The following is a 25,478-nucleotide window of genomic DNA, read 5'->3' as shown; positions in this document are numbered from 1 at the left end:
AACATTTTAAAAGGATCTATTCGATTCCTTGCGGATGAAAGATAGATTATTCTGAACAGGAATGACATCAATTTTTCAGGGGCAGGAGGGAAACTTCATCGAAGTCCATATCCAGTTCATCGAGGACCGGTTCGGCGACTTCTGAGATCTCTTCCGCACTCAGTGCATCAAGTCCCTCTATTTCAATAAAAAGGGCATTCTGATGGCCGACAATGTTATAGCGTGCCTTTTCTGCGTTGAAGCACTGGCGAAGGGTATCCACCAGGAGTTTGATATCCTGCTCGTAAGCCTCGTAATCGGATTCATGGAGTTCATCCATAATAATAAATAACTATTGCGTATTTCAAAGTTCGTGTTATTTTTCAGCTGAACAATACATAATCCTGTATAGGCAATCAATTAATGAATTCTGTAATGACATCGTTGACGACCGTCGCGCAAAAGGAGGTGAAATTAGTGCTCGGATTGATGTCGGGCACCTCGATGGACGGGCTCGATCTGGCGCTGTGCCGCATTACAGGCAGTGGGGTGGACACCGGGCTGGAGCTGCTGGAGTTCAGCACACAGAGCTATTCCCGCGGGTTGCAGGAAAAGCTAAAAGAAATCGTATCCGTCCCCCAGTGCCGGCTGGAGGATGTCTGTCTTATGAATAGCTATCTCGCCGACTATACGGGAGATACGATTCTGGAGACCCTCAAGGAGTGGGGACGGGGCCCGGATGAAATTGACTGTATCGCCAGCCACGGACAGACGGTCTACCACGCTCCCGTATCGAAGCACCGGAAGCCCGGATTCCCCCATGCGACGCTGCAGATCGGGGATGGAGATCATCTTGCGCATCGAACGGGTATTCTTACGCTCAGCGATTTTCGCCAAAAACATACGGCTGCAGGCGGAGAGGGGGCCCCGATGGCGGCACTGGTGGACCGGCTGCTATTCGGTCATCCCGAGAAAGACCGGCTGCTGCTGAATATCGGCGGCATTGCCAATTTTACGTATCTTCCCGCGGCCTGCACGGGGGGGGAGCCGGTAAGCGGCGATACCGGTCCCGGCAATACTTTGCTGGATAAGACAGCGCGTCGCCTGTTCGGCAAACCGTTTGACGAGGAGGGAAAAGCTGCGCGCAGGGGAAGCGTGAACCAGCCGCTGCTGAAAGCGCTGAAAGCGGATCCGTACTTTGATTTGGACCTTCCCAAGACAACCGGTCCCGAACTTTTCAATGGAGCGTATGTGCACAGGGCCCGGCAGGCGTCGGGAGTGAAGGATATCCGGCCGGAAGACCTGCTGGCTACGCTTACAACTTTTACGGCCGAGACCATTTCTGATGCCGTTAAAGAGGTTGTCCCTCCATCCCCTGCCTTGGAGGTATTGGTGAGCGGCGGGGGCATCCACAACGCGTATCTAATGGAAACGCTGAAGCGGTCTCTCACGGGGGCGACGTTCGTAGCTTTCGGGGAGACCTATTTCAATGCCGATGCCAAAGAGGCGGCCTGTTTTGCCGTTTTAGCCAACGAGACGCTCTCAGGAGAAGGGTTTAGTGTCGATCCGTATGCAAACAGAGGACAACAGATGATTCACCTGGGGAAGATTTCTTTCCCGGATTGACTGTCACCGTCAATCGTGTGAAAGCAGATCGATCTCTGCCAGCAGATAGAGCTGTCCGTCCTCAAGAATGATCTCACAATCTGTGACTTCGAAAATCTCCTTCTCATGCAGGGGCAGGTCGGGATGTGATACCGGAATTGGGTTTTCGGACGACAATCCCCCCTCGTTTTCCCACCGGCTGATTTCTTCAGGGTCAATATCGGCGACCATATTGTGTTCTATTTTAACTTTCACACGGTGATTGGATGAGGATGACTTCATATTGGTTGCGATTTTATTTTTAGAGGGTCCATTTGTTTCTCTTTTTGGTTCACAGCAGCGATTAATTATTGTTTGTTTTACCGGGTAAAACCAGGAGGGGAGCCTGGATGTAGTAGCTCATATCCCTGGATTGTTTTTTGGGTCCGATCAAGGACAGCGGTTTAACATAACGTATCATAACAACCAATGATATCGGGTATCTTTCTATTTGGTTGGCCACCCCTTCAAAAAAAGTGATGGATTTTTCCTCCTCGAAATCAATAGGTTCGTATGATATTTTTTCTTTAACCAGCTCCCGGAACCCATAGAACATACATTCCGTTTTGAGATTGCTCTCGAGTGTCGTATGAAATACTTTTATTCTTGCCTTGTAGCGTTTAGCCAGCTCAACCACATATTGCAGCGCTTTTAGGTCTCCGTCGTGGTAATCGGTCGTAAATAAAATCTGGTTGAAGTCGGTTATGGGAGCGTTTTCAGGGATGGCCAATACAGGTATCGCCGAGGCTTCCACAACGTCTGCGGTGGTGCTTCCAATAAATATTCTTTTTAACCCGCTTCGGCCTTTGGTACCCATTACGATAAGGTCAGCCCCAAAAGACTGATCGGTCTCTAAAATAGCATTTATTGCGCGTCCTGTCCGGATGTGAGTTTCAACCGGTATATCGGAATATATACCCTCCTTTTCTATTTCCCGTATTATCTTGTCAAACAGTCTTCTTACTTTTTTGGTTACTCCTTCCTTTATTTCCTCATCCATGGGAGCGAAGTCATAGGGCTCTTCAATAGCGTGAAGAATATGGACCGTAGCGCCGATCCGTTTGGCGATTTTCAGAGCGAAAGGCAGCGCATGCCGGGCGTTGTCAGAAAAATCGGTGGGGAATAAAATATTGTTGATGGTTGCGTCCATGGATCAGTCAATTACTTGGAATTAGGTTTTCTTTAATACTATTCAAAAGCAGGCAAAATTGCTGTAATGAAATCCATGCTGCTCGCGTGGGGTTGTTTATTAATAAGTTAACTCACAGGTCCCGCTGCCAGAATACCCGGATCAGATGCTCGTCGTCATAGTTATAGCTCAGATCTCCCGCGTAGGATTTGACCAGGGAATCCCCGATTCTCCGGGCCAGGTGGATGCCGGTAGTAGTAATGGTGGTCTTTTCTTTTTTTTCGCTGATACGAATAAATCGCTCCAGGGGATGTTCGGAAATTTCCAGGTCTTTGATATGTTGGACCCTGTTCATGATCTCGGTTCGATGAATGTCGAAAAAAGATCCCCGTAGCTCAATAATTCCTGCAGGATAGTTATCCCTGGTTCGCCGGCAGGCCGGGCAGATTACCCGGGATGCTTCTTCCGGAAGATCCTCCCAGGTCCACCGCCCATTGGTATATAGCGCTCCGCAAACAGGGCAAATGGTGGGGTCAGGATGCTTTTTTGTTGTCCGGTAGGCATTGTGTTTCTGGTCATCGTAAATCCGGCTTCGCTCTTGTTTAAAATGGCTGTCGATATTTTTCATTAGGGATCATGTTAGTTATAGAGTAAGGGATCCTTTGCAATAAGCGAACGTACGTTTACGCCATGGTGTGATCATTTATTCACCTGCAGATTAGCGCTATCAATGATATTATGACGTAGGTATTGTTTGTTTGGATCTGTGAGGGAAAATACTGCATGGATCAGCCTGTCATGGTTTTCCCTACAGGCAAACGTGCCGGTGAACTACAAAAGGCCGGGGGAGAAAAACCACATCTTGATTGCCGGTAATAACCGAAATTCTATTGTGTATTTTTAATCTCAATAAAATAGAATTGGTGTAACGTACTATGAAGATGCTAAATGGATTACTTGGCCTGATTGTCGGAGTAGTGATGCTGGGAAACACAGCTTTGGCCCAGCAGCATGCTCAGCAGAAAATGATGCAGCAACAGATGAATGAGATGCGGGATATGAATCAGCGTATGAACCAGATGAATGAACGTGTTCATATGATGAATCAGGAGATGTCACGCATGATGGAAAAGACGCAAAACGAACAGATGCAGAACCAGTACCGGATGATGAACCGCATGGGTGAGCAGCTTGGGCTGATGCTTGGCAATATGAAAAATGCAGCCGAACGCTGTAGCCTTATGCTTCAGGATCGTCAAATGATGCAGGACGGCGAGATGAGAAAGGATATGGATCAGGTCCGCCAGCATATGCAGGGTATGACCGGTCAGCTTGAAGAAACGGTCCAAACGATGGAGCGAATGACCAAAAGATTGCGTGAGCATCAACCGGATCAAAATTAAACATCCCATTCCCGGAAAAACTATTGCTTTGACATGATGAATCTCAAAAGATGGATCCTGTTTCTGGGCTTTATTATAGCAGGTGGACTATCGGGAGCCGGTCAGGTACGGGGACAATCGTTGCATTACAACGGCAGTATGCAGCTGGCGACCGGCTCCTATTACTTCGAAGAAAATACCCGGAGTTTTTATCTGACCAATGGCCTGGGTATAAGGAATGCGCGATACGGAATTTCCGCTGACGTTCCCTTTGTTATACAAAGTTCCCCGTGGATCTCGTACAGCCGCTATGGAGGGATACCTACCGGAGGGCCTCAACACGGGTCGGTGGGCCGGCATTACGGGCAGGGTCCGGGTATGGGAATGGGAGGTCGCAGACAGCCTGTCGATCTGGCGGACACGGCTTCGTATACACAGTCCGGCTTCAGTGATCCATCGCTCTCTTTACAGTATCAGGTCCTGGGATTTGAGACCGCGGCAACTGCTTTGTACTTCAATACCTCGATTAAATTTCCTTTGGCTGATCCTTCAAACGGATTTGGGACCGGTGCCTGGGATATGGGCATCGGAGGTTCCGTATCCAGGCGTTTTGATACATGGTTTACGACAGCCAATTTCATGTACTGGCATTTTGGAGACATGCCCGACCTGGAACTGAAATCTTCGCTGACCTACGGAGCGGGCATCGGTAAATCTTTTTCCGGTGGACACTGGCTGGTACTCGGATCTTTTAACGGGATGACAGAAATTATTGATGGGGTTATCCCTCCTATGTCGGCCGCGCTGGGGATAGGTTATCAGGTGGGTGCACGGACCAGTCTGAATATCAGCACCTCTTTCGGCTTGTCAGAGTCTTCTGCAGATGTTGCGTTTGGGGGAGGATGGCAGGTTAAACTAAACTAATTGGATTCAACAAATGAACATTCTGTAGTCTGACATCAAATGGATAGTAGGATGAAAGCTTCAGCTAACGTAGCAGGCACAGTGAAGAGTAGCCCGACAAAGACTCAATTTATGACTATGCGGTTTTAAATTTCAAGGGGATTTCAAATATGAGATCATATGTAAGAATATTCCCTACATAATTGAGATAGCTATTAATTACATAACAATCAGGTTACTCGTCTGAGTACGAGAGACATTGAATTTTTATTATGTATTAAACATTAATTCAATCCAGAACATCATGGCTGCGCAACCGCATATTCTCGTATTGGGATGCAACTTCGCCGGACTTACGACTGCTCGTTATCTTCGGGAGTTTGCAGGTGAGGGGGTAAAGATTACCTGTATCGATCGCAAACCTTATTTGTCGTTTATTCCCAATATTCCCATTGAGGTGTGGAACAACAATAATCCCGCCACGGAACTCCACCTTCCCTTCATGAAATTTCTCGACCGGGATCACATCCGGTTTATCCAGGGGGACATCCGGAATATTGATGTGGACCAAAAAAATATTGCCTATATACCAACTGAGCGGTCCGGTTCTGCGAGCGAAAATATAGCTTACGATTATCTGGTTATTGCCCTGGGGAATCATTTGGCTTTTGACAAGATCGAAGGTTTTGCAGAACATGGTCATACGTTTACGGATACGTTTTACGGGGATGAAATTCGAAGGTATCTTCACGAAGGAGGATATAAAGGGGGACCGGTTGCCATCGGTTCGGACCGTTTTATACAAGGTAAAAGCGATAAGCTTCCGGAAGGGTTGCCCGTGGCCGAGGCAGCTTGTGAGGGTCCCCCGGTAGAAGTGGCCTTCTCAATGGCCGACTGGCTTGAGAGGCGGGACCTGGGCGGAGCTGAAAAAATAACGCTGTTCACCCCCGCCGAAGTCATTGCCGAAGATGCAGGAGAACAGATTCTCGATCAGCTGTTGCCCATGGTGGAAGAGATGGGATACGGGTATAAGGCCAATACCAGGGGAATCAGCAGAATTCATAAAGATGGCATTGAATTCAAGGACGGCAGCAGCGTTGAGGCCGAACTAAAGATTATTTTTCCGAACTGGGAAGCCCACGCGTTCCTGAAAGAATTACCTATCTCAGATGATCAGGGGTTTATTGTTACCGACAGGTACATGCGCAATCCCGATTACCCGGAGGTTTTTGCGGTTGGGGATGCGGCTTCCATTACGGTTCCGAAGCTGGGATCACTGGGACATATGGAAGCGGAAGTGTTGGCCCGTGTGGTCGGAAAGGAGGTGGGGAATTATCAACCCGAGGGAGAAATAGATCCGATGGAATTCATGCTTATATGTATGGGCGACATGGGAAGCCACAAGGGCTTTTACATGCATACCGATGAATGGTGGGGTGGAGATACCAGTATCCTGAAAATGGGATACACGCCCCATATGCTCAAAATGGGTTTTAAATCCATGTACTATACAACGGGTGGAAAAATACCTACATGGGGTTTGCCGCTGTCTGAATTTATCGCTGACCGCACCGTCATTTAATATATAAAAAGTGAGTGGTTAATTATGGATCTGAATACAAAAGAAGTGATAAGAAATTTGCAATTATGGGGCGGAGGTCTGGTTTTGTTGGCAATAGGGGGAATTGTCCATTCGATTTCCAAAGGAGTCATGCGTTATAAAAAATACCACCGGCAATTTGATCCGGATAATGTCAAAGAATTTGACGGCCATATCCTGGAAATTATTACTGAAGGCAGCCAGAATGATGAGAAGCAAGGTGTTATTCTAATTCTGGAAACAGAAAACAAAAAAATTATTCCCATCCACCTGGGGCCGGAGTGGTATATCAGTCACCAGCAAGATAGACTCAAAGATGGTCAAAAGGTTAGAGTTGTTGGATCGCGCGTTAATTATGAAGATAATCCTGCCATAATAGCCGCCCGAATTGAACACGGCGACAGCACGCTGATTTTGAGAGATGAAAACGGGCGGCCCAGGTGGCAAAGCTGGGTAAATTAAAATTTCAAATATAGCAATACTCACACTCACACGAAGAATAGTTACCTATCATGAATAAAAAAGTATCCACAACCAAACGCGAGAAATACATCGATAAATTGTCGACTCAGCTGAAAAAATGGGATCGCGAGCTGGAAGCATTTGAAGAGGAGAATGAAAAACGGCTTTCCGAATTAAAACAGGATTTGGCTAAAAGATTAAATAATTTAAAAACCAAAAGAAGCAAGTTGGACCAAAAAATGGATCAGCTTGAAGAAGTGGGGGAAACGACCTACCAGAGTATCAGAAAGGATGCCGAAAAGTTGTGGAAAGATCTTAAGAATGGATTTTCATCTTTGCGAAAAGAGATGAAGAAATAGAGCAGCTGTTCTCCGGGCATAGGTGAAGGCATTTTAAGCACGTCTGGGAAAAAACAGTCGGATGATGTATCTGTTTGATATTATCCAACATGATCATTTTTAGCATTAGTCAGTTTTTGACCCGGCAGCACCAGCAGGGGAGCCTCTGAATAATAGCTCATTTCCTGTGAAAGCCGTTTGGGAAGGGGCGGGAACGATTCCTCATAGTGCACCATTACAAGCAGTGAAATACTGTGCCGGGCCATTTTTTGCGTTACTGCTTCAAAGAAGCGTGTGGACGGGGTTGTTTCAAATTCAATGTTATCATAAGATATTTTTTCTGTTACAAGATCCCTGAACCCCCTGGACATGATTTCGGTTTTGAGATTGTTTTTAAGCGAGGAATGAAAGATATTGATTTTTGAGTTGAACAATTTCGCCAGTTTGACCACGAATTGCAGCGCTTCGAGATCGCCATCCTGATAGTCAGTGGCGAAGATGATCTGTTTGAATCCCTCGTACGAAGCTTCTTTGGGTACGGCCAAAACCGGTACTTCGGCGCGACGTATAACTTCTGCGGTGGTGCTGCCGAAGAGAATTTTTTTCAACCCGGTCCGCCCTTTGGCCCCGACAACCACCAGGTCAGCATTTCGATTCCCGGCTTCTTCGAGAATGTTATATACGGCCCGTCCGGTTTGAATGCTGGTTTCAATATTCAGCTCACCGTAGGTGTCATTTTTCCGGATTTCATCCTCCAGAGTATTAAACAGTTTTTTTACGGTCTGGCTGATACTTCGCTTGACTTCTGTAGTGATAGGGGCTTCATCCATCATGGCAAAATTATAGGGTTCCTCGATGGAATGCATGAGATGCACTTTTGCATCGCTGGCGCGGGCTATTTCCAGGGCAAAGGTGAGCGCATTGGACGTATTCTCGGAAAAGTCAGTCGGGAATAAAATGTTATTGATATCAGCCATGACGGATCGTTAAATTATGTTAGTTATCTGTTTTTTAAAAATATACCTTTTGAAGAAAAATGATGTAGTGATTTGGTATCTAAATACTGTAGGGATTAACTGGTATCACAAAAAATTCAGTATCCTTTACTCTTGCGGTTTGCCGGTTATTCGGAACCACTCCTTACACCATTGTCTTCGTATCCCTGCCGGGCAAGTAATCGAGTTCTCATTGGCCAGGCACTTGGTTCATTTCGCAGATCCAGTTCATTGATAGTATGGCGATATGCCGCTCCCGGCGCCGAAAAGATGCTGAATTTTTTTATGTTTAAAAAGCCGGGATGAGTTGCAATGTAATATTTAACGTGATGTATAAGTATAGCTATGGAATCCAATTCAACCTCACCGTTGCCGGGGCACAGACATGAGAAAAGAAATATCGGTCCCTGGGTATTCTGGCTGATACCCTTGCTGGTGATCCCGCTTTGGCTAACGGCCTATCCGGAGACAACGGTCAGGCACAGCGCAAAAAGATTTTTCATCTATTCAAGTCAGCTGTCCGCTCTTGTCGGCTTCTCTCTATTTGCAGTTACTTTTGTATTATCCGCACGGATTAAATGGCTGGAATCCTGTTTCGGCGGATTGGATAAAATGTATCATACCCATCACCGGATGGCCAATGCTACTTTTGTCCTGCTGTTGTTTCATCCGATTTTACTGGCAACCAGGTGGGTACCACAGGATATTGCCAAGGTATTTTGGTATTTCCTTCCGGTGCACCGTCGATTGGCAGTCGATTTCGGCAGCTGGTCTTTTTGGGGCCTGATTATACTGATGCTGCTGACCCTGGTGGTCAAGCTCCCTTATGACAAGTGGAAACTGACACATAAGTTTATGGGGGTTGTATTTATATTCGGGGCTATCCATCTGTTTTTTCTGGATAATCTGGCAATCGCCAGTCCTTTATTGTTTCTGTATCTGCTCATTTTATCTGTTGCGGCCGTCGCAGCGTGGATTTATAAATCATTCCTGCTGGAACACATACTCCAGAAGCCCCGGCTTGAGGTTACAACTGTTGAACGGTTGAGTGACCGGGTTGTGGAAATCGAGCTGCAGGCAGAAGAAGCTATAACGTTTCGTCCCGGACAGTTTTATTTTTTTAGTTTTCTCGCCCCGGATATTACTCGCGAAGCTCACCCGTTTACAGTTTGCAGTGCTCCCGGACGGAAAGAGGTCAGAATAATGGTAAAAGCTCTTGGGGATTATACCCGGACCCTTTACAGAAATTTAGAAACCGGCACAACAGCATTATTTGAAGGTCCATACGGTTGTTTCGATTACAGGCGGGAATCAAAAAGCCAGGTGTGGATGGCCGGCGGCGTGGGTATTGCTCCCTTTTTGAGCTGGGTCAGAAATCTGAAAGAGGAAAAATCGAATGTTATGGCAGATTTGTACTACTGTGTAAACGCTGAAAAAGAGGCTGTATATCTGAATGAGTTTAAAGCATTCCAGAAGCAATCCACCGGGTTCAATATTCATTTGGTTTGTGCCGACAGGGAAGGTTTTTTAGATGCCCGTGATATTCCTGATCTGGCAAAGAAAGTCATTTATATCTGTGGCCCTCGGCAGATGAGAAAAAAATTGTTAAGCGAGTTAAAAAAAATGAATGTGCCGGAGAAAAATATTCATTACGAAGATTTTGATTTCTTTTAGTTTGAGTATAAGGTTATCTATTTTGTGGATTCCATATATATTGATTATTCCAATACATCAAGAGTTATTGAATCTTTGATTTATCATTATGCAAAAAGCTCGTAATTCCAACATCGTACGTATTGCCGCCCTCTTACTGGCGGGAGTGCTGCTGGTACATATCATGTCGGAAGCTCAACTGATATTACTTCCATTGGCCTGGGCGCTGTTTATTTCGTTGCTTATTTTACCGGTAACACAATGGCTTGAAAAGAAAGTCCCTCGTCCCGCAGCTATAATCTCTGTATTGATAATAGTCACTGCTTTAATAGGCCTTGTGTTGTATATTCTTTCTTTTCAGATTGTTGGTTTGTTGAGGGATGCCCCTGCAGTTACCAATAAACTAAATGATTGGATTTTGTCATTTCAAGAGATAGGCGAGGAAACCCTTGGTGTTACAAATGAAACGATAGCCCAACAGGTTTCCAGTTCCCTGTCAGGTATATTCAGTAACTCCCTGATTATGCTGCGGAATTCCCTTTTCTCGGCATTTCAAACATTAACACTGATCAGTGTTATCCCCCTGTATATTTTCTTTATGCTTTATTACAGGGATCTTTTCTATGATGGGTTCCTTGGATTGGCTAAAAATTACCGGACAAAGGCTTCTGATATCATCAGCAAGGTAAATGATGTGGTACAGCAATATATGGTCGGGCTGATGGGGGTGACCGTAATAATTGGAATTCTTTTCTATATAGTGTTGACTTTGCTGGGAATTAATTATGCTTTGTTTTTTGCGGTATTACTGGCTGTTTTCAATCTCGTACCCTATATCGGGGTAATCGTTGCTTCCCTTGTTGTTATTTTATATACGATTGCTACCACGGATACGCTGTTTTATCCTGTTGCTGTGCTTGTTGCTCTCTGGTTTATTCAGTTGGTGGAAAATAATCTAATAACCCCATACATCCTGGGATCCCAGGTTAGATTAAATCCTATGGCAGCACTCATTGCTATATTTGTCGGTGGAAATATCTGGGGTGTGTCGGGAATGATTTTATTTATCCCTTTACTGGGGGTCTTGAAAGTGGTGTTTGATGAATTTGAGGAATTGAAGCCCATTGCTTTGCTCCTGGGTGATTATCGGAATCAACAAGAGGTGAAGGGGAAAGAACCAACGGAAGAGTTATAACTGTTTTTTCTTGATTTGAGTATATAAATAGTGTTAGAGAAAAGGAAGAATACTCAGGACTCCGGTTGCTGAGATCAGGAGGATAAGCCATAACAACGTCTTGCTCTTATTGAAGCCTGTCCAGAATGTGAAAAGTGCCCCTTTGACTAAGGTATTGGAGATTACAGATATGACAATACCGGAAACTGCTACATCCGAACCGATTTCGTTCAGGGCCATTCGGGAAAGGGAAAGCGTAATGGCATCCACATCCATAAGCCCGGAAAGCAATGCCAGCAGATAAATGCCCTCGTCCCCGTACCAGTGTTCCATGGCGGTAGCAAGGACGAGTATAACAGCCAGCAACAAACCGAACTGGAGGGCCGTAAAAAACTGAAGTGGGTTTTTAAGGTCGATTTCGGGCTGTTTATCTGCCGGATTCCGGGATTTCCTCCAAAGCCATATTGCGGCAATGCCCGTTGACCCCATCATTACGGTCAGCGGTACCCACAGGGGATGCCACAGGCTGGGATTTACAATCAATACCTCGATGGCAACTCGAACAAACATGATGGATGAAGCGACAAGCACCCCCGCCATAAAAAGATAGCTGGGAACCTGTTTTTGTTGTCGTGCGAGCTGTGCAAGGCTGAGCGTTACGGCGGTTGATGAAGCCAGTCCGCCGGTCACTGCTGTCAGCAGGGTACCTTGCCGTCTGCCCAAATATTTGATAAGAATGTACCCTGTAAAAGAAAGACCGGATATGAGCACGACCATCCACCATATCCAGTAGGGATTCAGGCTCTGCCAGGGCCCAAAGCCTTCATTGGGCAGCAGAGGCAAGAGAATAACCGAGATAACCAGCAGCTTGATTCCTGCATAAATCTCTTTGACTTCAATTTCCTGCAGCCATCGATGGAGTACCGGTTTCAGACTTAGCAGTGAGATGACGATAACCGTCACGGCCAATGCATACAACTGATATCCCAGGGTCGCCCACGCCCCGAGGGAAAAGGTGAGCAGCAGGGCTATCTCCGTAGTGATACCCAGATCGTGATCTTCTCTGGTATCTATGATATAGGAAGTAATGACCAGCGCGGTGAGAGAAAGGAAGATGACCGCTACCATCCACTCGCCCGCAAAACGACTCAATTCGCCCCATACTCCTCCGAGCAGTCCCACCAGGCTAAAGGTGCGAATACCTGCTACACGATCTCCTTCGTCCTCTTCGCGGCCGGACCAGCCCCGTTCGATACCGATGAGCAACCCGATTCCCAGGGCCGACAGGATATTCCAAATGATTTGCAGCTGTAAATCCATTTATTGGCTGTATTACTATGTTACTTGTCTAAAGAGGAAAATTCAAGCTAACGGATTTTATGGCCAAAAACCATATTTCAGCATGGTAGAAAACAAGAATAGTTGATTTAACAGGTTTTAAATGTTTTTGTATTTGATATCCCAACTATGTTCTGAGCAAACGCAATCCGTTTAAAACTACCAGCAGGGTACTGCCCTCGTGTCCCACTACGCCGATAGGAAGGGGCAAGGCAAAGAGAAACACCGAGGCTACCAGTACGGCAATGACTGCCAGGCTAAAGATGATATTTTGCCAGACAATTTTCCGGGATTTGCGTGCAAGCTGAATCAGATAGGGTAGTTTATTAAGATCGTCTCCCATCAATACCACATCGGCCGTCTCCAAAGCCACATCGGTACCTGCCGTACCCATGGCAATGCCCATGTGGCTGGCTGCCAGTGCCGGGGCATCGTTGACACCGTCACCCACCATGGCCGTAGAACCTTCTTTGACCAGCTGTTTGATAAATTCAACCTTTTCGTCGGGCAGCAGTTCTGCGTGAAATTCATCGATAGTAATCTCATCAGCAATAGAACGAGCGACCCCTGTAGTGTCCCCGGTCAGCATCAGCAGCCGGTTGATTTGCAGGCTCTTTAATTTCTTTATCGCCGCCGGCGCCTGCTCTCGAATTTCATCAGCCACAGCAATTATTCCGGCTGGTTTACCATCAATAACAACATAAATCACCGTTTTGGCCTGTAGTTTTAATTTATCGGCTTCTTCCCGTATCCCGTTTTTCCAGTCTTCGCTGGTGGTATCAAAGAGTTTTTCGTTGCCCACCTGGATGGTTTTATTTTTTAATTGTGCGGAAATACCTTTTCCGGCCTCAGACTGTACTTGGTTTGCAGAGCCATATGCTACCTTCTGTTCGCCCGCTTTTTTTAGAATGGCGGCTGCCAGATGATGCTCAGAATGTTCTTCGGCCGAAGCGGCCATTGAAAGCAGTTCGGATTCTGAAATTTGACCGGCTTTACCGTTGTTGTAAGGGATAATATCGGTTACCGCCAGATTACCTTTTGTCAGCGTTCCCGTTTTGTCAAAGGCAATGATGTCAATTGAGGCTGCCTGTTCAAGATAGGCCCCGCCTTTAAATAGAATACCATTTTTTGCCGCATTGGCGATAGCCGAAAGTACGGAAGCCGGCGTGCTGATCACCAACGCGCAGGGAGAAGCTACCACCAGTACCGTCATGGCCCGGTAAAATATGTCGTCGAAAGGCTGGCCCGAAAAAAACCAGGGAAATAGGATGAGCAGAACAACCGCTGAAATTACTCCCACTGCATACCAGGGTTCAAAATCATCTAAAAACCGCTGGGTGGCGGCTTTACTGCCTTGCGCCTGTTCAACCATTCTAATGATTTTGGCCAGGGTTGTTTCCTTGGCCAGCTTGGTAACCCGTACAGAAATAACTCCGTTTTCATTGAGACTGGCAGCAAATACCTCATCTCCCGGTTTTTTTTTAACGGGTACGCTTTCTCCCGTAATTGCTGCCTGATTCACCGATGTAATTCCGTCTGTTATTTCTCCGTCGATGGGGATACGTTCTCCGGGCCTGACAATTACTATATCACCTTTTGAAAGCTCTTCAACGGGCCGTTTTATTTCCGAGCCATCGGAATTGCGAACCAAAGCCTCATCAGGACGAAGTTTCATCAGCGATTTTATTTCACGCCGGCTTTTACCAAGGGCATAGTCCTGAAGGGTATTGCTCAATGAAAATAGAAAAAGCAAGATAGCTCCTTCCATCCATTCACCAATGCTGGCCGCTCCAAGGGCCGCCAGGATCATGAGCACATCCACATTGATTTTGAACTTCGTCAGAGCCCGGATACTCTCAACCGTTCCTGCGTATCCACCGCTGAGATAAGCGATAATATAGAAAACAACTGTGAGTTGCTTCTGCAGCCATCCCGTCCATTCGCCTATAGCTCCGATGAGCAAGGCAATAGCACAGATTACCGTCAACCATGCCTTAAATTTGCCAGCCGTTAAGATTTTTTTCACAAACTATAATTTGATATGAATAAAGTTTGTACTGAACGTACAGGAGCGTACTGCAACAGCACATGAACCTACCGTTTTATACTCATGAAGTCGATTCCTTTTCCGACTTTTTGACAATAGCCGTCCATTTTGCGTGCGGATTGATTTGATCCTGGGCGAGGTCGCTTAATCCCATGTCGGCCCTTTTTTCTTCTCTCAGCGTATCGAGCAAACGTTCGGCAATATCGTGTTGCTCATGGGCCTTGGCATAGGAGATGGCGGTGCCGTATCCGGCAATTTCATAGTGGTTGATATGCTGGATGGCGGTTACCAGTGCAGCATCCCGCACTTCCGGATTTTTGCAGCGATCACTCAGCTTCACCGCTTCCTCAATGATCCCCCTGATGCCATCGCACGATTCACCGGCCGGTTCTTCATGGAGTATGTCAAACACTTCTTCTATTCGCTCCAGCTGATTTTTGGTTTCCCTGCGATGCATCTGTATGATTTCGTCCAGCTCAAATGAATCTGCCTGCTCTTCGGCTTTACGAAGATAATCAAGCTGCTGGCGCTCCCCGTCGTACAGATCACGCAGCTGCTCAAGCATTAAATCGTAGAGATCTATGATATCCTGTTCTTGATCTTTCATATCGGGTATTTTTAATTGTATAATTACTGGTATATTTAGAATTATTTTGATCAGGTGAACATCTTGAATTATATATAACCATATTTTGTGGATTCCGAAAAGAGGGGAACAGCTGATCGGGAAGTAGGGGGGAACCTGACAATAGGATGTAGGGGAATTTGCCATGTATTAAAATTTTAGATTTAAATTAAGGAGAAGTCCGATAACTTTTTAACTTGGGTGTTTGTGCGTATCCGCAATTAAAATTTCTTATGAGTCTCTTAAAAGAAGAATATTTAAATAACCCGGTTGACGAAAAAGATCTGCGAAAGATGATGGATCACCTTCCCCGGCTGGTGATGCTGTTGGATCTGGAGGGGACGATCCTGTACTGGAATGGGGGCGGTGAAAAAGTGTTTGGCTATAAAGCCGGGGAGATCATAGGCAAGCCGGTCTGGCGACTTTATCCGGGGCGGGAGTCGGACAATTTTAAGGATGAGCTGGAGTTTTTAAAAAAAGGGAAGGAGCTTTCCCTTGAGATGGAGGGACGCCATAAGGACGGTTCCCGTATCTGGCTGGATGTAAAGAGAACTATGATCGAAAATAGCCGGGGAGAGCCGGTTATCCTGGGTAATGCCAGTGACATCAGCTTGCAGAAAAAAGCGGAGTTAGAGCTGGCCGAGAGCCAGGCCCGGACCGAAGCGATTCTGGAAACGGCTGTTGAAGGGATTATCACCATTGACAGAGAGGGAATCATTCAGAACTTTAACCAGGCAGCCGAGAAGATGTTTGGCTACCGACCCGCAGAAGTAATCGGGGAAAATATAAGCATGCTTATGCCGTCTCCCTACCATGAGGAGCATGATGAGTACCTGGACAATTATCTGGAGACGGGCGAACGCAAAATTATCGGCATTGGCAGAGAAGTAAGAGGCAAGCGAAAGGACGGGAGCGTATTTCCCATTGAGCTGGCTGTAAGCGAGGTTAACGTCGGGGATGAAGTAATTTTTACCGGATTAATCAAAGATATCAGTAACCGGCGCAAGCTGGAAAATGAAATCCTTGAGATAGCCGAGGATGAGCGCCGCCGTATCGCACATGAACTACACGACGGACTGGGACAGATGCTTTCAGGCATAAGCCTGATCAGCAGGAATCTGGCCCGCAAGCTGGAAGCCAACGGGCTGCCGGCGGCAGATGAAGTGCTGGAAATTTCCAATATGATCAGGGAAGCGGATGAGCAAGCTCGTGAACTGGCGCATGGACTGGCGCATATTGAGCTGGAAAATGAAGGACTGCAGGCTGCCATGAGTCGACTTTGTGAGCGGATTGAAATACTTACGGATACGCCATGCACCTTTAAATGTCCCAGTGATTTTAAAATTGAAAAGCCGACGGTTGCCCTGCACCTGTACCGCATTGCACAGGAAGCCATTAATAATGCAGTCAAACATGGTCAGGCTACAAAGATATTCGTCCGTCTGGAAGCCAATAACAGTAAAAAAAGATTACAGCTTGTTGTCGAAGATAATGGCACAGGATTTCCCGCTACAAGTGAAAAAAAAGATAAAGGCATGGGCATCAATACGATGAAATACCGCTCCCATATATTAGGGGGCAACTTGAATATTACCGAAACTCCTGAAGGATGGACCCGGGTAATATGCAGCATCCCGTTGTACAATATTGAAATGGTAAATAAAATATAACTATCTTTTATTATGGGTAAAGATTCCAAGACAAAAATCATAGTAGTGGACGACCATCCGATGATGCGCAAAGGATTATCCATGACGCTGGATTCGGAACTTGGGTTTGAAGTCATAGCACAGTTCGAGCGCGCTGAAGAGGTCGTGGAAAAATACGATGAACTTGCGCCTGATCTGGCCGTTATAGATATCTCCCTGCCCGGCATGAGCGGCCTGGAACTGGTAAAGCATCTTGCTGCACAGGATCCCGATCTGAAGATACTGGTCGTATCGCGACATGAGGAAAATTTATACGCGGAACGAGTATTGCGTGCCGGGGCCAAGGGATACGTTATGAAGCAGGAAGCCGGGGATGTTTTAATTAAAGCGGTGAGAAAAATACTCAATGGCCGAATCTACGTTAGTGATGCCATCAATGAAAAGTTACTGCTGGGCATGGCAAGCGGGCAAAAAGATCTCAATAAATCACCCCTCGATCTTTTAAGCGATCGTGAGCTGGAGGTCTTCGAACTTACCGGCAAAGGGAATAACACCCGGGAAATAGCCGAAAAGCTACATCTTGCTGTAAAAACAGTGGAATCGTACCGGGCCCGGATTAAAACCAAACTTAATCTTGAAAACGCCACGGAGCTCATGATGCATGCGGTGAAATGGGTGGAGACGGAAGGCGCCAACCTGGAGTAGCCCTTCCCATTTTTCAGGGTCATCAGGAAGGATTTTGCAAACCCCGGCTGTCATCACATGAGTCATCAAAGTTACTCTTTTAGAAGCCACAACCGTTAGTTTGAGATTCGTTGGCAGGCTCAGAATGACACGTTCGATGGTTTTGTGAAGCATCCCGAAGAGTGTCCCCGGACAGTCGGTTTGCAGCAGAGAGAGTTCATCATAGCACGACAAACCGGTTTCATTTCTGGATAAATGATAAGAGGCCTTTGAAAAACCAGAGGGTTTTTGTTCAATACCAACTCCTGAGTGATTTTAAAACCGTAGTGTATAGACTAAAGATGAGGATATTGAAATAGCGAAAATATAGAGATTGGGCAAAACATAGGTTTTAAAAAGTATAGAAAAATGAATAATAGCCAGGAGAGAGAAAAAAGCGGCCTGTCATATCCTGACATAATACCTGCCGGCAACTAAAAGTCAGCAGTACTTCAAAGTTCAGTTATTGCATGTAGGGAAATCCCCTATCACTACAATTACTGCTTTCCTACACGTTTCGATAAGATCGTACTGCATACCTGTGTCCATATAATTCCTTACTTATATATGAGAAATAAGCAGAACCGGATTTTTACGGAAAAATGCTTATAGAATTTCAATACAAATAAGGAGGAGTAATTATGAAAGCAATACAAAAGAAATCCGAGTTGTCTCCGATTGAATCTATTCGGCGGGAGATGGATCGTTTTTTCGATGATATCGTACCTTTTTCGCGCAGAGAGGGCGGCGATGGAATGCGAATGGAACTATGGGCCCCGGATACGGATGTCAGTGAAACGGATGAAGAATATATCGTATCAGTGGACCTGCCGGGCATCTCCAAAGAAGATGTGGAAGTCAGTTATAAGGATAACAGATTGACCATCAGTGGCGAGCGTCAGCACGAGGAAAAAGAGGAGAAAGAGGACTTTCTTCGCAAGGAGCGGTATCATGGTAGTTTTACGCGTTCGTTTACGCTTCCCTCGGCAGGCAAGGATGACAAAATCAAAGCTCGATTTAAGGATGGCGTCTTAAAAGTAACTGTTCCGAAAGCCGAGGTGCAAAAACCTAAAACCGTGCCGATAGATTGAGAATTAACAAACATACATGTAATAGGGCCGGCAAAAGGGCCATGACCATTTGCCGGTTCGTTAATTTTAATGAAAAGAGGCTATCATGAAAACCAATGTAGGAAGGACAGACACCATAGTACGAGTGATACTTGCAGTAGTAATATTTTTTCTCGGCTTCTATTATCAAAGCTGGTGGGGAGTCGTAGGACTGATTCCGTTGATTACGGGCATCGTCGGAGTATGTCCCCTGTATGCGCTGTTGGGCGTATCGACCTGTCAAGCGGCCCCAAAAAAATTATAACTAATCAGAGTATGCACTGGTTGTTTAATACGGACTATTATGGATAATAAAGTTGCTTTAATTACAGGTGCAGCTACGGGTATCGGCAGGGAAACGGCCATCGCCTTCGCAAGAAAGGGAGCCGATATCGTAATTTCCGATATCAAAGGCGAAGACCTTAAGGAAACAGAGAAAAAGATCAAGGAAGAAGGAGCCGAGGTTCTCTCTGTCAAAGCGGATATATCCCGGGAGGATGACGTTCGCAATATGGTTAATGAAGCAATAGAAAAATTCGGACGCCTGGATATGGCCTGTAACAATGCCGGTATAGGCGGAGAGTCCGCAACCAGCGGTGAATACAGCACCGCGGGGTGGGATAAGGTGCTCAATATTAACCTGAGGGGACAATTTTTGTGTATGAAATATGAAATTGAAGCCATGCTTGAGAATGGGAGCGGCTCGATTGTTAATATTTCCTCCATACTCGGACATGTGGGTTTTGCCGAGGCACCTGCTTATGTTGCCTCCAAACACGGTCTGCTGGGACTTACCAAAACTGCTGCTATTGAATATGCACAGAAAGGTATACGTATCAATGCTGTATGTCCGGGCTTTATTGAAACACCGATGCTGGAAGATGCCGGTATTACCACCGATGAAGAAACCAAACAATATATCATTTCACTTCATCCTGCAGGACGGTTGGGCAAGCCACGTGAGGTAGCTGATGCCGTTGTGTGGCTGGCTTCCGATGAAGCTTCTTTTGTTACCGGGCACCCGCTGTTGGTGGACGGAGGCTATGTGGCACGCTGAGGACCAAATTTCCTGGTGAAAAATCCGGGATAGTTCATTTTTCAGCTTTTAAAGAATACAACCGGGGCATTCCTTTATTACAATTAAATTATGGACAAACAATCATCACCCTATATACGTTGGTTTGAAGAGGTCGGAATAGACGATGTTGGCCTGGTCGGCGGTAAAAATGCCTCCCTTGGTGAAATGATCAAACACCTGGAACCGATGGGCGTCCGTGTTCCCAACGGCTTTGCCACCACCGCGGAGGCCTATTGGGCTTTTATGAAAGAAAACAGCCTGGAGGCTCCTGTCGAAGAAGAGATAGGCAGATTCCGGCGCGGGGATATATCTCTGGAAGAGGCCGGCCGTTCAATCCGGCAGATGATCAACAAGGGCGTATTCCCGATTCCACTGGCTGAGAAAATACGAGCAGCTTATTCGGAGTTATCCGGGCAGTACGATACCGGGGACGTAGATGTGGCTGTCCGAAGCAGCGCAACCGCTGAGGACCTCCCCGATGCCAGCTTTGCGGGCCAACAGGAAACGTACCTGAACATTCGCGGGGGCGATGAACTGGTGGGGATCTGTAAGAAATGTTTTGCCTCCCTTTTTACCGATCGGGCCATCTCCTACCGCGAGGAAAAGGGGTTCGATCACATGAAGGTGGCGCTTTCCATCGGAATCCAGAAAATGGTCAGAGCCGACAAGGCTTGTTCCGGGGTCATGTTTACGGTGGATACGGAGTCGGGCTTCCCCAATGTGGTGCTTATCAACGGTTCGTGGGGACTCGGGGAAAATGTGGTGCAGGGTACGGTGAACCCGGACCAGTTTTTTGTCTTCAAGCCTTTTTTGAATGCTGAGGAAAAGCGTCCCATTATTGAGAAAATAAAAGGCAGCAAAGAGCTTAAAATGGTGTATGCCTCGGAGGGGGAAAACAAAACGAAAAATTTGCCTACTTCCATGATGGAGCGGCAGTCGTTTGTACTCGGGGATGAGGAGATACTCCGGCTGGCCCGCTGGGCGGCCGATATTGAAAAGCATTACGGGAAACCGATGGATATCGAATGGGTGAAAGAAGACTCGACCGGTGAGCTTTATATCGTGCAGGCTCGTCCCGAGACGATTCACTCTCAGCAGGCTGGCGGGAGTTTTAAAACCTATCGCCTGCACGAAGACGGAGCGCCGGTGTTGATCAGGGGATTAAGTATCGGAAACAATATCGTTCATGGTATTATAAAGCATGTGCATGATATCACTGATCTTCAAAATCTGCAGCCCGATCACATACTCGTTACGGAAATGACGGAGCCCGACTGGGTACCGTCCCTGAAAAACGTAGCCGGTATTATTACGGATTTCGGGGGACGAACGTGTCATGCGGCCATTGTCAGTCGCGAGCTGGGCATCTCGGCTGTGGTGGGTACCGGCGAAGGGACAAAAATACTTGAAGAGGGACAGGAGGTAACCCTTTCGAGCGGGGAGGGGGAGGAGGGCAAGATCTATGAGGGCAAGATTGATTTTGAGGTCAATGAGGTTGATCTGGACGATCTTCCCGAGCCCCAAACGGATATCATGTTAAATCTGGCCACCCCTGAATCGGCCTTTAAATGGTGGCGGCTTCCCGTTCGTGGGGTGGGACTGGCCCGCATGGAATTCATTATCAGTCAGCATATTCGCATCCATCCGATGGCGCTGGCCCATCCCGAACGAATTATCAATGAGGATGAGTTTGCCAAAATAAGAAAACTGACCAGGGGGTATAGTGACCTTGAGCAGTATTTTGTGGATAAGCTGTCCAGCGGCATCGCCAAAATAGCCGCCTCACAACACCCGGATCCCGTCATCGTGCGAACCAGTGACTTCAAAACCAACGAGTATGCCGATCTGATCGGTGGCAATGAATTCGAACCGGATGAACAGAACCCGATGCTGGGGTGGCGGGGTGCCTCGCGCTATTACAGCGATGGCTACCGGGATGGATTTGCCCTGGAGTGCCGGGCCCTCAAGAAAGTCCGTGCAGAAATAGGACTTGACAATGTGATCATTATGATCCCCTTTTGCAGGACGTTGACGGAGGCGCGCAAAGTGTTGGAGCAGATGGAGACCTTCGGTTTGCGGCGCGGTGAAAATGATCTTCAAATCTATATGATGTGTGAAATTCCGAGCAACTATATTCTGACGGAAGAATATGCAGAACTGTTTGACGGATTTTCCATCGGATCCAACGACCTGACGCAGCTTATCCTGGGGGTGGATCGGGACTCCGCGGATCTGGCCTACCTATTTGATGAAAATGATCCGGCCGTTAAAAAAGCGATCCGCGAGGTAATAAGCCGCGGCCACCAGGCGGGAATCAGGATCGGTTTCTGTGGACAGGCTCCCAGTGATAATACCGATTACGCGGCTTTCCTGGTGGAGTGCGGCATTGACTCCATATCGCTGAACCCGGACAGTGTCGTAAGTGTGATTAAAAAAGTATACCAGGCCGAACACAAACACTCCACGTGATTTTCCACCATGCCTTTAACAGAAGATATAACAGGCGCTAATCGCAGCAGTACCGGTACCAATGCGGCCGAACCGTCCCCGTGCACCGGCCGGGTGCGATCGGTGCGGGGCAGTGTTATTGATGTTGTGTTTGAGCGTGATCTTCCCGTACTGCAAACCCGGCTTGTGATTGAATCGGATCCGCAGATTATTGCCGAAGTGTCCGCCCATATTGATGATCGAACGGTGCGGGCGCTGGCGCTGAATTCCACCCAGGGATTGAGCCGCGGGACGAACGTTATAAATTCCGGATCCCCACTGACGGTCCCGGTGGGGGATGCCTTGTTGGGACGTGTTGTGAATGTATTCGGGGATCCGATCGACCAGCAGGGAGCGGTGGATCAGGAGACTATGCGCAGTATTTTTCAGCCGAAAGTTACCCTGTCAGAACAGGAAACCGGCCGGGAGGTATTGACGACCGGCATCAAGGCGATGGATTTGCTCTCTCCGCTTGAGCGGGGGGGGAAAGCGGGACTTTTCGGCGGCGCCGGGGTGGGGAAAACGGTACTCATTATGGAGATGATCCGCAACATGGTGGCCCGCCACGAGGGCATAAGCCTCTTTTGCGGCATCGGTGAGCGCTGCCGGGAAGCGGAAGAACTGTACCGGGAAATCCGGGAAGCGGGTGTCCTCGAAAATACGACGATGGTGTTCGGACAGATGAACGAACCGCCGGGCGCTCGCTTTCGCGTGGGACAGACGGCGCTTACCATTGCCGAATATTTTCGCGATGTGCGGCGCCGCGACGTACTGCTTCTGATCGACAATATTTTTCGCTTTGTCCAGGCCGGGTCGGAAGTATCCGCGCTGATGGGGAAGGTTAATTCCCGTCTCGGTTATCAACCCACCCTGGGGAGCGACCTGGCCGACCTGCAGGAGCGTATCTGTAATACAAAGAATGGTGCCATAACATCGATACAGGCTGTTTATGTACCCGCTGATGATTTTACCGATCCGGCCGTCACCCATACCTTCTCACACCTGTCCTCATTTATTGTACTTTCACGGGAGCGGGCGGGACAGGGGCTGTACCCGGCAATTGATTTGCTGAAGTCGGGCTCTAAAATGCTGTCTCGCCACATTGTCGGTGACCGTCATTACCGGGTGGCGCAGCAGGTGAAGGAGACGCTGGCCCAGTACGAAGAACTAAAGGATATTATCTCCATGCTCGGCATGGAGGAGCTATCGGCCGAAGACCGGCAGACAGTGAGCCGCGCCCGGCGCCTGGAGCGTTTTTTTACGCAGCCGTTTTATGTTACGGAACAGTTTACGGGTATAGAAGGGAAAAATGTAAGCATTGAAGACGCTATCAGTGGATGTGAGCGTATTCTGGATGGCGAATTCGATGACGTCCCTGAAAAAGAATTGTTTATGATAGGTACGATTGATGAGGTAGACAAATGATAAAGCCCGAACTCATGCAGCTCAAGGTGATGGAACCGGAGCGCGTGCTGGTTGACCGTGAGGCTGACAAAATCATAGCGGAGGGGACGAACGGTTCGTTTTGCCTCAAGCCGCGACATGTTGATTTTGTGTCCGCGCTGAAGACCGGCATCCTGATGTACGAATCGGGTGGTGAGGAATATTACATAGCGGTGGATGAAGGAATTTTGGTAAAGATCGGCCAACGGGTGCTCGTTTCGGTCCTCAATGGAATCATGGGCAGTGATCTTTCAAAACTTGAGCAGGCCGTACGAGAGCGATTTAAGAAAACCGAAGCAATGAACAAGGCAGCAGGTATTGCTCAAAAAAGCATGGAAGCGGACCTCCTGCTGCACTTTCTGGAACTTGAGGAAACCTGATAAACAGGGCAGATATGGCTGAAGAATCAGAGAATAACAACAAGAATACCTTCGCCGATACGGTCCGAAAAAAATCAGCGCGCAGGATTCGTTCCCGTGAAGAGGGGGATAAAGGACTGTGGTATGGACTGGGTATGTTCGGCCTGGTGGGCTGGTCGGTGTCGATACCCACCATCTTATTCCTGTTGCTGGGTATCTGGATCGACAGCAGCTACAAGAGTACGTATTCATGGACGCTCATGATGCTGGTTGCAGGAATTTTTACAGGATGTATGAACGCCTGGTACTGGGTAAAAAATGAATCTAAAGGAGAATAACATGACGTATCTGCAAATACTTTTTTATGTGACCGCGGCAGGGGGAGGAGCCGTACTCGGGCTGATTTATTTCGGGGGACTCTGGATCACCGTTAATAAAGTAAGCGAGGTGCGACGGCCGTACCTGCTACTTACGGGCAGTTTTCTATTGCGAACAGCCCTGGTACTGGCGGGTTTCTACCTGCTGCTGCTCTACAACTGGATATACCTGGTGTTGGCCATGATTACCTTTATGGTTACCCGTCACCTGGTGATTCGGCGCAAAGGCAAACCTTCTGATGAATTGATATACGGCTGATACCATGGAAATTGACATCGATCAAATAATCTACTGGGAATGGGGCTTTCTGAAGCTGAATGCCACCCTTCTGTTTTCGTGGCTGGTGATGCTGTTTATGGTCGGTATATCGATTATGATTACCCGCAAGCTGACATCCAAAACAGGCATGTCGCGCGGGCAGGCCCTGCTGGAGTCTCTGGTGGTTCTTATTGAAGATCAGATCGAGGAGGCCACCGGCGAAAAAGCGGAGAAATATCTGCCGTTTATCAGTACGCTTTTTTTGTTTATCGTGGTTTCAAATACCATTAGTGTTATTCCGGGTTTTCACGCCCCGACCGCTTCTCTGTCCACCACAGCGGCTTTCGCCCTGTGTGTTTTTGTGGCGGTGCCTGTGTATGGAATTAGTTCGGCGGGACTCAAAAACTATTTGCGCTTTTACATCGAGCCTACCCCCCTGATGCTGCCGTTCAATATTATCGGGGAGCTCTCGCGTACGCTTGCCCTGGCTATCCGCCTGTTCGGCAACATTATGAGCGGGAGCCTCATCGTAGCGATATTGCTTAGTCTGACGCCCCTCTTTTTCCCGGTTGTCATGCAGGCTTTTGGACTGCTGATCGGGGTCATACAAGCGTATGTGTTTGCCATTTTAGCACTGGTCTATGTGGCTTCGGCCGGACGGATTCGCGAACAAAAGGATCAGTCTGAATCCAATAATAACTCTTACAACCATCAAACAACCTGAC

At 47.4% G+C, this 25,478-nt stretch carries 27 protein-coding genes; 19 read left to right on the top strand and 8 right to left on the bottom strand.

What is annotated here, in order from left to right; translation table 11 throughout:
* Positions 1-67: 67 nt before the first annotated feature.
* Complete coding sequence (locus BUB16_RS04845; protein WP_073060084.1) at positions 68-319, bottom strand: hypothetical protein; 252 nt, start codon at positions 317-319, stop codon at positions 68-70.
* 95 nt (positions 320-414) lie between these two features.
* Between BUB16_RS04845 and BUB16_RS04840 the strand changes: the two genes are divergently transcribed.
* Entirely contained in the window at positions 415-1,605 is a 1,191-nt protein-coding gene (locus BUB16_RS04840; RefSeq protein WP_211483094.1) for an anhydro-N-acetylmuramic acid kinase, read from the top strand.
* A 9-nt stretch (positions 1,606-1,614) separates the two neighbouring features.
* Here the strand turns inward: BUB16_RS04840 and BUB16_RS04835 are convergent, their stop codons facing one another.
* The 3 genes from BUB16_RS04835 to BUB16_RS04825 form a co-directional block, all read right to left on the bottom strand.
* Positions 1,615-1,866, bottom strand: a complete 252-nt coding sequence (locus BUB16_RS04835; RefSeq protein ID WP_073060079.1) for a hypothetical protein — start codon at positions 1,864-1,866, stop codon at positions 1,615-1,617.
* Between the two features lie 61 nt (positions 1,867-1,927).
* Positions 1,928-2,773, bottom strand: coding sequence for a universal stress protein (locus BUB16_RS04830; RefSeq protein WP_073060076.1), 846 nt, complete (start codon positions 2,771-2,773; stop codon positions 1,928-1,930).
* Between the two features lie 112 nt (positions 2,774-2,885).
* On the bottom strand, positions 2,886-3,380 hold the full coding sequence (locus BUB16_RS04825) for a BCAM0308 family protein (RefSeq protein WP_073060072.1): 495 nt from the start codon (positions 3,378-3,380) through the stop codon (positions 2,886-2,888).
* A gap of 307 nt (positions 3,381-3,687) precedes the next feature.
* Here BUB16_RS04825 and BUB16_RS04820 point away from each other — a divergent pair, with 307 nt between their 5' ends.
* From BUB16_RS04820 to BUB16_RS04800, 5 genes are all read left to right on the top strand, one after another.
* Complete coding sequence (locus BUB16_RS04820; RefSeq protein WP_073060069.1) at positions 3,688-4,155, top strand: hypothetical protein; 468 nt, start codon at positions 3,688-3,690, stop codon at positions 4,153-4,155.
* 33 nt (positions 4,156-4,188) lie between these two features.
* Positions 4,189-5,058: a hypothetical protein gene (locus BUB16_RS04815; protein ID WP_073060066.1), complete on the top strand. Its 870-nt coding sequence runs from the start codon at positions 4,189-4,191 to the stop codon at positions 5,056-5,058.
* 283 nt (positions 5,059-5,341) lie between these two features.
* Positions 5,342-6,619: an NAD(P)/FAD-dependent oxidoreductase gene (locus BUB16_RS04810; RefSeq protein WP_073060529.1), complete on the top strand. Its 1,278-nt coding sequence runs from the start codon at positions 5,342-5,344 to the stop codon at positions 6,617-6,619.
* A 24-nt stretch (positions 6,620-6,643) separates the two neighbouring features.
* Complete coding sequence (locus BUB16_RS04805; RefSeq protein ID WP_073060063.1) at positions 6,644-7,099, top strand: MamS/MamX family magnetosome protein; 456 nt, start codon at positions 6,644-6,646, stop codon at positions 7,097-7,099.
* 50 nt (positions 7,100-7,149) lie between these two features.
* Positions 7,150-7,458, top strand: coding sequence for a sll1863 family stress response protein (locus tag BUB16_RS04800; RefSeq protein WP_073060058.1), 309 nt, complete (start codon positions 7,150-7,152; stop codon positions 7,456-7,458).
* 80 nt (positions 7,459-7,538) lie between these two features.
* On the opposite strand, the gene BUB16_RS04795 is transcribed toward BUB16_RS04800, so the two are convergent.
* Positions 7,539-8,414 (bottom strand): universal stress protein, encoded by an 876-nt coding sequence (locus tag BUB16_RS04795; RefSeq protein ID WP_073060055.1) that lies wholly within the window; start codon positions 8,412-8,414, stop codon positions 7,539-7,541.
* A gap of 363 nt (positions 8,415-8,777) precedes the next feature.
* On the opposite strand from BUB16_RS04795, the gene BUB16_RS04790 reads away from it, so the two are divergent.
* Together BUB16_RS04790 and BUB16_RS04785 are read left to right on the top strand one after the other, a co-directional pair.
* The gene (locus tag BUB16_RS04790) at positions 8,778-10,106 is read left to right on the top strand and encodes a ferredoxin reductase family protein (RefSeq protein WP_084088040.1); all 1,329 of its coding nucleotides are present in this window, start codon (positions 8,778-8,780) and stop codon (positions 10,104-10,106) included.
* A gap of 88 nt (positions 10,107-10,194) precedes the next feature.
* Positions 10,195-11,280 (top strand): AI-2E family transporter, encoded by a 1,086-nt coding sequence (locus BUB16_RS04785; RefSeq protein ID WP_073060050.1) that lies wholly within the window; start codon positions 10,195-10,197, stop codon positions 11,278-11,280.
* Between the two features lie 33 nt (positions 11,281-11,313).
* Here the strand turns inward: BUB16_RS04785 and BUB16_RS04780 are convergent, their stop codons facing one another.
* The 3 genes from BUB16_RS04780 to BUB16_RS04770 form a co-directional block, all read right to left on the bottom strand.
* Positions 11,314-12,579 (bottom strand): MgtC/SapB family protein, encoded by a 1,266-nt coding sequence (locus BUB16_RS04780; protein WP_073060048.1) that lies wholly within the window; start codon positions 12,577-12,579, stop codon positions 11,314-11,316.
* Positions 12,580-12,724: 145 nt separating this feature from the next.
* Entirely contained in the window at positions 12,725-14,623 is a 1,899-nt protein-coding gene (locus BUB16_RS04775; protein ID WP_139240191.1) for a heavy metal translocating P-type ATPase, read from the bottom strand.
* Between the two features lie 82 nt (positions 14,624-14,705).
* Positions 14,706-15,251 (bottom strand): YciE/YciF ferroxidase family protein, encoded by a 546-nt coding sequence (locus tag BUB16_RS04770; protein ID WP_073060045.1) that lies wholly within the window; start codon positions 15,249-15,251, stop codon positions 14,706-14,708.
* A 251-nt stretch (positions 15,252-15,502) separates the two neighbouring features.
* Between BUB16_RS04770 and BUB16_RS04765 the strand changes: the two genes are divergently transcribed.
* The 11 genes from BUB16_RS04765 to BUB16_RS04715 all read left to right on the top strand — a co-directional run bounded on the left by BUB16_RS04765 (position 15,503) and on the right by BUB16_RS04715 (position 25,477).
* On the top strand, positions 15,503-16,939 hold the full coding sequence (locus BUB16_RS04765) for a PAS domain-containing sensor histidine kinase (RefSeq protein ID WP_073060043.1): 1,437 nt from the start codon (positions 15,503-15,505) through the stop codon (positions 16,937-16,939).
* 12 nt (positions 16,940-16,951) lie between these two features.
* A complete protein-coding gene (locus tag BUB16_RS04760; protein WP_073060041.1) occupies positions 16,952-17,623 on the top strand; it encodes a response regulator in 672 nt (223 codons plus the stop codon).
* Positions 17,624-18,282: 659 nt separating this feature from the next.
* A complete protein-coding gene (locus BUB16_RS04755; protein WP_073060038.1) occupies positions 18,283-18,732 on the top strand; it encodes an Hsp20/alpha crystallin family protein in 450 nt (149 codons plus the stop codon).
* An 85-nt stretch (positions 18,733-18,817) separates the two neighbouring features.
* A complete protein-coding gene (locus tag BUB16_RS04750; protein WP_073060036.1) occupies positions 18,818-19,015 on the top strand; it encodes a YgaP family membrane protein in 198 nt (65 codons plus the stop codon).
* A gap of 39 nt (positions 19,016-19,054) precedes the next feature.
* Positions 19,055-19,807, top strand: a complete 753-nt coding sequence (locus BUB16_RS04745) for a glucose 1-dehydrogenase (RefSeq protein ID WP_073060034.1) — start codon at positions 19,055-19,057, stop codon at positions 19,805-19,807.
* A 90-nt stretch (positions 19,808-19,897) separates the two neighbouring features.
* The gene (gene ppsA / locus BUB16_RS04740) at positions 19,898-22,297 is read left to right on the top strand and encodes a phosphoenolpyruvate synthase (RefSeq protein ID WP_073060032.1); all 2,400 of its coding nucleotides are present in this window, start codon (positions 19,898-19,900) and stop codon (positions 22,295-22,297) included.
* Between the two features lie 9 nt (positions 22,298-22,306).
* Positions 22,307-23,740 (top strand): F0F1 ATP synthase subunit beta, encoded by a 1,434-nt coding sequence (gene atpD, locus BUB16_RS04735; RefSeq protein ID WP_084088038.1) that lies wholly within the window; start codon positions 22,307-22,309, stop codon positions 23,738-23,740.
* Entirely contained in the window at positions 23,737-24,138 is a 402-nt protein-coding gene (locus tag BUB16_RS04730) for a hypothetical protein (RefSeq protein WP_211483093.1), read from the top strand. Before atpD ends, BUB16_RS04730 begins: the two co-directional genes overlap by 4 nt.
* A 14-nt stretch (positions 24,139-24,152) precedes the next feature.
* Positions 24,153-24,455, top strand: a complete 303-nt coding sequence (locus BUB16_RS04725; protein WP_073060029.1) for an AtpZ/AtpI family protein — start codon at positions 24,153-24,155, stop codon at positions 24,453-24,455.
* A 1-nt stretch (position 24,456) separates the two neighbouring features.
* On the top strand, positions 24,457-24,753 hold the full coding sequence (locus BUB16_RS04720; protein ID WP_073060027.1) for an ATP synthase subunit I: 297 nt from the start codon (positions 24,457-24,459) through the stop codon (positions 24,751-24,753).
* Between the two features lie 4 nt (positions 24,754-24,757).
* Positions 24,758-25,477, top strand: coding sequence for a F0F1 ATP synthase subunit A (locus tag BUB16_RS04715; RefSeq protein WP_073060025.1), 720 nt, complete (start codon positions 24,758-24,760; stop codon positions 25,475-25,477).
* Position 25,478: the final 1 nt, after the last annotated feature.

The organism is Fodinibius roseus (genome assembly GCF_900129315.1).
Lineage (GTDB): Bacteria > Bacteroidota > Rhodothermia > Balneolales > Balneolaceae > Fodinibius > Fodinibius roseus.
The sequence above is the reverse complement of the archived record's forward strand: the minus strand, read 5'-3'. Positions and strand labels throughout refer to the sequence as shown.

Coding starts and splice junctions, on each gene's coding strand:
- BUB16_RS04845 (WP_073060084.1), bottom strand. CDS start 319: ATGGATGAACTCCATGAATCCGATTACGAGGCTTACGAGCAGGATATC.
- BUB16_RS04840 (WP_211483094.1), top strand. CDS start 415: ATGACATCGTTGACGACCGTCGCGCAAAAGGAGGTGAAATTAGTGCTC.
- BUB16_RS04835 (WP_073060079.1), bottom strand. CDS start 1,866: ATGAAGTCATCCTCATCCAATCACCGTGTGAAAGTTAAAATAGAACAC.
- BUB16_RS04830 (WP_073060076.1), bottom strand. CDS start 2,773: ATGGACGCAACCATCAACAATATTTTATTCCCCACCGATTTTTCTGAC.
- BUB16_RS04825 (WP_073060072.1), bottom strand. CDS start 3,380: ATGAAAAATATCGACAGCCATTTTAAACAAGAGCGAAGCCGGATTTAC.
- BUB16_RS04820 (WP_073060069.1), top strand. CDS start 3,688: ATGAAGATGCTAAATGGATTACTTGGCCTGATTGTCGGAGTAGTGATG.
- BUB16_RS04815 (WP_073060066.1), top strand. CDS start 4,189: ATGATGAATCTCAAAAGATGGATCCTGTTTCTGGGCTTTATTATAGCA.
- BUB16_RS04810 (WP_073060529.1), top strand. CDS start 5,342: ATGGCTGCGCAACCGCATATTCTCGTATTGGGATGCAACTTCGCCGGA.
- BUB16_RS04805 (WP_073060063.1), top strand. CDS start 6,644: ATGGATCTGAATACAAAAGAAGTGATAAGAAATTTGCAATTATGGGGC.
- BUB16_RS04800 (WP_073060058.1), top strand. CDS start 7,150: ATGAATAAAAAAGTATCCACAACCAAACGCGAGAAATACATCGATAAA.
- BUB16_RS04795 (WP_073060055.1), bottom strand. CDS start 8,414: ATGGCTGATATCAATAACATTTTATTCCCGACTGACTTTTCCGAGAAT.
- BUB16_RS04790 (WP_084088040.1), top strand. CDS start 8,778: ATGGAATCCAATTCAACCTCACCGTTGCCGGGGCACAGACATGAGAAA.
- BUB16_RS04785 (WP_073060050.1), top strand. CDS start 10,195: ATGCAAAAAGCTCGTAATTCCAACATCGTACGTATTGCCGCCCTCTTA.
- BUB16_RS04780 (WP_073060048.1), bottom strand. CDS start 12,579: ATGGATTTACAGCTGCAAATCATTTGGAATATCCTGTCGGCCCTGGGA.
- BUB16_RS04770 (WP_073060045.1), bottom strand. CDS start 15,251: ATGAAAGATCAAGAACAGGATATCATAGATCTCTACGATTTAATGCTT.
- BUB16_RS04765 (WP_073060043.1), top strand. CDS start 15,503: ATGAGTCTCTTAAAAGAAGAATATTTAAATAACCCGGTTGACGAAAAA.
- BUB16_RS04760 (WP_073060041.1), top strand. CDS start 16,952: ATGGGTAAAGATTCCAAGACAAAAATCATAGTAGTGGACGACCATCCG.
- BUB16_RS04755 (WP_073060038.1), top strand. CDS start 18,283: ATGAAAGCAATACAAAAGAAATCCGAGTTGTCTCCGATTGAATCTATT.
- BUB16_RS04750 (WP_073060036.1), top strand. CDS start 18,818: ATGAAAACCAATGTAGGAAGGACAGACACCATAGTACGAGTGATACTT.
- BUB16_RS04745 (WP_073060034.1), top strand. CDS start 19,055: ATGGATAATAAAGTTGCTTTAATTACAGGTGCAGCTACGGGTATCGGC.
- ppsA (WP_073060032.1), top strand. CDS start 19,898: ATGGACAAACAATCATCACCCTATATACGTTGGTTTGAAGAGGTCGGA.
- atpD (WP_084088038.1), top strand. CDS start 22,307: ATGCCTTTAACAGAAGATATAACAGGCGCTAATCGCAGCAGTACCGGT.
- BUB16_RS04730 (WP_211483093.1), top strand. CDS start 23,737: ATGATAAAGCCCGAACTCATGCAGCTCAAGGTGATGGAACCGGAGCGC.
- BUB16_RS04725 (WP_073060029.1), top strand. CDS start 24,153: ATGGCTGAAGAATCAGAGAATAACAACAAGAATACCTTCGCCGATACG.
- BUB16_RS04720 (WP_073060027.1), top strand. CDS start 24,457: ATGACGTATCTGCAAATACTTTTTTATGTGACCGCGGCAGGGGGAGGA.
- BUB16_RS04715 (WP_073060025.1), top strand. CDS start 24,758: ATGGAAATTGACATCGATCAAATAATCTACTGGGAATGGGGCTTTCTG.